The sequence below is a fragment of the Arcobacter lacus genome (assembly GCF_003063295.1).
Taxonomy (GTDB): Bacteria; Campylobacterota; Campylobacteria; order Campylobacterales; family Arcobacteraceae; genus Aliarcobacter; species Aliarcobacter lacus.
Genome location: NZ_MUXF01000009.1, coordinates 1 through 5,542, shown reverse-complemented (window position 1 = coordinate 5,542; position 5,542 = coordinate 1). Strand labels below are relative to the sequence as shown.

Below are 5,542 nucleotides of genomic sequence, written 5' to 3'. Positions count from 1 at the left end.
AAAAAACTTAAAGAGCTGGCGATGACCTACGTTTCCACAAGGGGACCCTGCAGTATTATCGGCGATGAAGAGCTTGACTTCCAGGTTCGGAATGGAGCTGGGTATTTCCTCTTCTCTAGTACCACCAGCAAGTTAAGTAATAAAAGCAAATAAGTAAATATTTGATCTTATTACTTAACTCGAAGATTAAGTGTAAATAAAAGATAATGTTAAAGTCTAAAAAATTTCAAACACATATTAAGTAAAAATACTTAATAAGATAGTAAACCAAAGAATTGTTAAAATAAGCCAAACGTTCTATTAGTACTGGTCAGCTAAACGCCTTACAACGCTTACACATCCAGCCTATCAACCAGCTAGTCTTGCTGGGAACTTCAGGGAAAGTTAATCTTAGAGTTGGCTTCGAGCTTAGATGCTTTCAGCTCTTATCACATCCGTACGTAGCTACCCAACGATGCTCTTGGCAGAACAATTGGTACACCAGTGGTACGTTCATCCCGGTCCTCTCGTACTAGGGACAAATCTCTTCAACTTTCCTACGCCCACGGAAGATAGGGACCGAACTGTCTCACGACGTTCTGAACCCAGCTCGCGTACCGCTTTAAATGGCGAACAGCCATACCCTTGGGACCGACTACAGCCCCAGGATGCGATGAGCCGACATCGAGGTGCCAAACCTCCCCGTCGATGTGAGCTCTTGGGGGAGATCAGCCTGTTATCCCCGGCGTACCTTTTATCCTTTGAGCGATGGCCCTTCCACACAGAACCACCGGATCACTATGACCGACTTTCGTCTCTGTTCGACTTGTATGTCTCACAGTCAAGCTAGTTTATGCCATTATACTCAACAAGCGATTTCCATCCGCTTTGAACTAACCTTTGTAAGCCTCCGTTACTTTTTAGGAGGCGACCGCCCCAGTCAAACTACCCACCAGACATTGTCCTGATACAAGATAATTGTACGCAGTTAGTAACTCAAATATTCAAGGGTGGTATCTCAAGGATGGCTCCGACTCTACTGGCGTCTAGTCATCATAGCCTCCCACCTATCCTGCACATGAATATCCAAGCTACAGTGTCAAGCTGTAGTAAAGGTGCACGGGGTCTTTCCGTCTTTCCGCGGGTAGGAGGAATTTTCACCTCCACTACAATTTCACTGGATCCCTGGTTGAGACAGCTCCCATCTCGTTACGCCATTCATGCAGGTCGGTATTTAACCGACAAGGAATTTCGCTACCTTAGGACCGTTATAGTTACGGCCGCCGTTTACTCGGGCTTCAATCAAATGCTTCGCTTGCGCTGACATCATCAGTTAACCTTCGAGCACCGGGCAGGCGTCACACCTTATACATCCACTTACGTGTTAGCAAAGTGCTGTGTTTTTGGTAAACAGTCGGGAGGGACTCTTTGTTGCAACCTCTTTCGCTTTTTGAAGCAAGTTCATATACAAAAGTAGGCACACCTTATACCGAAGATACGGTGCTAGTTTGCAGAGTTCCTTAACCAGGGTTCTTCCACGCGCCTTAGAATACTCATCCCACCCACCTGTGTCGGTTTACGGTACGGGCAACATATAATAAACTTAGTGGCTTTTCTTGGCACGACAGTATCATCGATTCTCCATCTCCTCCGAAGAGTGTCAAGAGCCTGTAAGATCTCGGTCTAACGTTAAGCGGATTTGCCTACTTAACAACCTACGTCCTTCGAGCCACACTTCCATCCGTGACCTCGATTAACTCTATGCGTCCCCACATCGCGCTTATATGTTGGTATTGAAATATTAATCAATTTGCCATCGTCTACCCCTTTCGGACTCGACTTAGGTCCCGACTAACCCTACGATGACGAGCATCGCGTAGGAAACCTTGGGTTTTCGGCGTTGAGGATTCTCACCTCAATTATCGCTACTCATGCCTGCATGCTCACTTCTATCCGCTCCAACGCTCCTTACCGGTACATCTTCTACGCTGAATAGAACGCTCTCCTACCACTCAATTAAAAATTGAATCTAAAGCTTCGGTGTACATCTTAGCCCCGTTATATTTTCCGCGCAGAATCACTAGACCAGTGAGCTGTTACGCTTTCTTTAAAGGATGGCTGCTTCTAAGCCAACCTCCTGGTTGTCACAGTAACTCCACATCGTTTTCCACTTAGATGTAACTTAGGGACCTTAGCTGTTAGTCTGGGTTGTTCCCCTCTCGACGATTGATTTTATCACCCACCGCCTGACTCCTGTGATTCCACATATAGTATTCATAGTTTGATAGGGTTTGGTACCGCGGTAAGCAGCCCTAGCCCATTCAGTGCTCTACCCCCATATGCTACAACACAAGGCTATACCTAAATATATTTCGGAGAGAACCAGCTATCACGAAGTTTGATTGGCCTTTCACCCCTATCCACAAGTCATCCCAAGACTTTTCAACGCCTGCGGGTTCGGTCCTCCACTGGCTCTTACACCAGCTTCAACCTGCTCATGGATAGATCACTTCGTTTCGGGTCTGCAGCATCTGACTAATTCGCCCTATTAAGACTCGCTTTCGCTACGGCTTCGTACTTGACTTAACCTTGCCAGATACCACAACTCGCAGGCTCATTATGCAAAAGGCAGTCCATCACCCTGATAAATCATAGGGCTCTGAATGATTGTAAGCTAATGGTTTCAGGTTCTATTTCACTCTCCTCGCTGGAGTACTTTTCACCTTTCCCTCACGGTACTTGTTCACTATCGATCTGTAAGTAGTATTTAGGATTGGAGGGTGGTCCCCCCGGCTTCAGTCAAAATATCACGTGTTCCGACCTACTCAGGATACCATTAGAGCTATTGAGAATTTTAATTACAGGAGTTTCACCTTCTATGCTACACTTTTCCAAGTATTTCATCTATCCTCTTTAGTCTCATATCATGGTCCTACAACCCCCAATGCAAGCATTGGGTTTGTCCTAATCCCATTTCGCTCGCCGCTACTTTGGGAATCTCGTTTGATTTCTCTTCCTCTAGCTACTGAGATGTTTCACTTCACTAGGTTCGCTCCCCGTAGGGTAATATAATTCTCATTATATTGGGTTGCCCCATTCAGAAATCCCCGGATCAAAACTCTTTGGCAGCTCCCCGAGGCTTATCGCAGCCTAATACGTCTTTCATCGCCTCTTACAGTCTAGGCATCCACCATTAGCCCTTAATAGCTTATTAATAAATAACTCTTTCGAGTTATTTGCCTTTTAAAAGTAAATTAATACTTTTAGTTTGATAATATTCTTTGGCTACTATCTTATTAAGTACATTTTTCAATATATCTAATAATTTAGTTGTGTTCTATCTATGTTATATTTATCATTTTCATAATAAATATTTTTAAGATATGAAATTTTTTTTGTTTTAATTATTTAATATTTATAAAAAATCTCTTCTTTATATCTATTATTTAATCTTTACGAAAAAATTAAAGACTTTAACATTATGTTTTTAAATATCATTAGAAACTTACTTTCATAAGTTCTAATATAAATCTTATATATCTCTATATAAAACTTATATTAGAATTTATTCTTCTATAGTTTATCTATTAATAAGATGGTGGAGAATAGCGGGATCGAACCGCTGACCTCCTGCGTGCAAAGCAGGCGCTCTCCCAGCTGAGCTAATTCCCCAAAATCACCCAAAAAAATATTCATTTTTTTAGGACCCGATTCTAAGATTATTCATGGTGGGCCTATCAGGACTTGAACCTGAGACCTCACGATTATCAGTCGAGCGCTCTAGCCAGCTGAGCTATAGGCCCCTTCACCTATCTATTTCTTATTAGTTCTAAATAATCTTTATAAACTAAATATGTAATCAATCTTTTTTTTCATACTTTAAGAAACAAATCTTAAAGTATTTCTCTGAAAGGAGGTGATCCAACCGCAGGTTCTCCTACGGTTACCTTGTTACGACTTCACCCCAGTCGCTGAATCCACTGTGGAAGGTAGCTACTTTAGCATCCCCGCTTCGAATGAGTTCAACTCCCATGGTGTGACGGGCGGTGAGTACAAGACCCGGGAACGTATTCACCGTAGCATAGCTGATCTACGATTACTAGCGATTCCAACTTCATGTAGTCGAGTTGCAGACTACAATCCGAACTGGGAGGCATTTTTGAGATTTGCTCCACGTCACCGTATTGCTGCTCTTTGTATACCCCATTGTAGCACGTGTGTAGCCCTGGACGTAAGGGCCATGATGACTTGACGTCATCCTCACCTTCCTCCTACTTGCGTAGGCAGTCTCCTTAGAGTTCTCAGCCGAACTGTTAGCAACTAAGGACGAGGGTTGCGCTCGTTGCGGGACTTAACCCAACATCTCACGACACGAGCTGACGACAGCCGTGCAGCACCTGTATGCAAGTTTCTGCAAGCAGACACTAATCTATCTCTAAATCATTCTTACTATGTCAAGTCCAGGTAAGGTTCTTCGTGTATCGTCGAATTAAACCACATGCTCCACCGCTTGTGCGGGTCCCCGTCTATTCCTTTGAGTTTTAATCTTGCGACCGTACTCCCCAGGCGGTACACTTAATGTGTTAACTGCATTACTGCAAGGTCGAGCCTCACAACAACTAGTGTACATCGTTTAGGGCGTGGACTACCAGGGTATCTAATCCTGTTTGCTCCCCACGCTTTCGCGTCTCAGCGTCAATATTGTTCCAGTAGATCGCCTTCGCAATCGGTATTCCTTCTGATCTCTACGGATTTTACCCCTACACCAGAAATTCCATCTACCTCTCCCACATTCTAGATTAACAGTTTTCAAAGCAGTTCTATAGTTAAGCTATAGGATTTCACTTCAAACTTATCAATCCGCCTACACGCTCTTTACGCCCAGTGATTCCGAGTAACGCTTGCACCCTCCGTATTACCGCGGCTGCTGGCACGGAGTTAGCCGGTGCTTATTCATATAATACCGTCATTATCTTCTTATATAAAAGGAGTTTACGCACCGAAATGTGTCATCCTCCACGCGGCGTTGCTGCATCAGACTTTCGTCCATTGTGCAATATTCCCCACTGCTGCCTCCCGTAGGAGTCTGGACCGTGTCTCAGTTCCAGTGTGACTGATCATCCTCTCAAACCAGTTATGCGTCATTGTCTTGGTAGGCCATTACCCCACCAACTAACTGATACAATACAGGCTAATCTCTTACCAATAAATCTTTCCCTTTTTATCTTTTGATAAAAAGGAATATAAGGTATTAGCAATCGTTTCCAATTGTTATCCCTTAGTAAGAGGCATATTACCTATACATTACTCACCCGTGCGCCACTTAGCTGACAATTATAGCAAGCTATAATCCGTTCTCGTTCGACTTGCATGTGTTAAGCACGCCGCCAGCGTTCACTCTGAGCCAGGATCAAACTCTCCATAAATTATTTGATTAAATTTTTATCTAATCTTTATGTAGTTTTGAAACTGACATATTTTATAATTACTTAATTACAAAATTATCACTCATGTTTTTTTTCGAATAGACAAGAGTTTTACTTCTTGTTTTTTTTCTCTTTTT

Annotated in this window: 2 tRNA genes and 3 rRNA genes; all 5 read right to left on the bottom strand. The window is 43.1% G+C overall.

From position 1 onward, the window contains the following. Window positions 1-13 precede the first annotated feature (13 nt). The 5 genes from rrf to B0175_RS05510 all read right to left on the bottom strand — a co-directional run bounded on the left by rrf (window position 14) and on the right by B0175_RS05510 (window position 5,405). Window positions 14-129: ribosomal RNA gene (gene rrf, locus B0175_RS05530) — 5S ribosomal RNA — on the bottom strand. Between the two features lie 150 nt (window positions 130-279). Next, window positions 280-3,193, bottom strand: a 23S ribosomal RNA gene (locus B0175_RS05525). A 382-nt stretch (window positions 3,194-3,575) separates the two neighbouring features. Further along, window positions 3,576-3,651: transfer RNA gene (locus tag B0175_RS05520), tRNA-Ala, on the bottom strand. 54 nt (window positions 3,652-3,705) lie between these two features. Next, window positions 3,706-3,782 (bottom strand) — tRNA-Ile (locus B0175_RS05515). A gap of 106 nt (window positions 3,783-3,888) precedes the next feature. Then, window positions 3,889-5,405 (bottom strand): 16S ribosomal RNA (locus B0175_RS05510). Together the 16S, 23S and 5S rRNA genes with 2 tRNA genes alongside form the textbook arrangement of a ribosomal RNA operon. Window positions 5,406-5,542 lie beyond the last annotated feature (137 nt).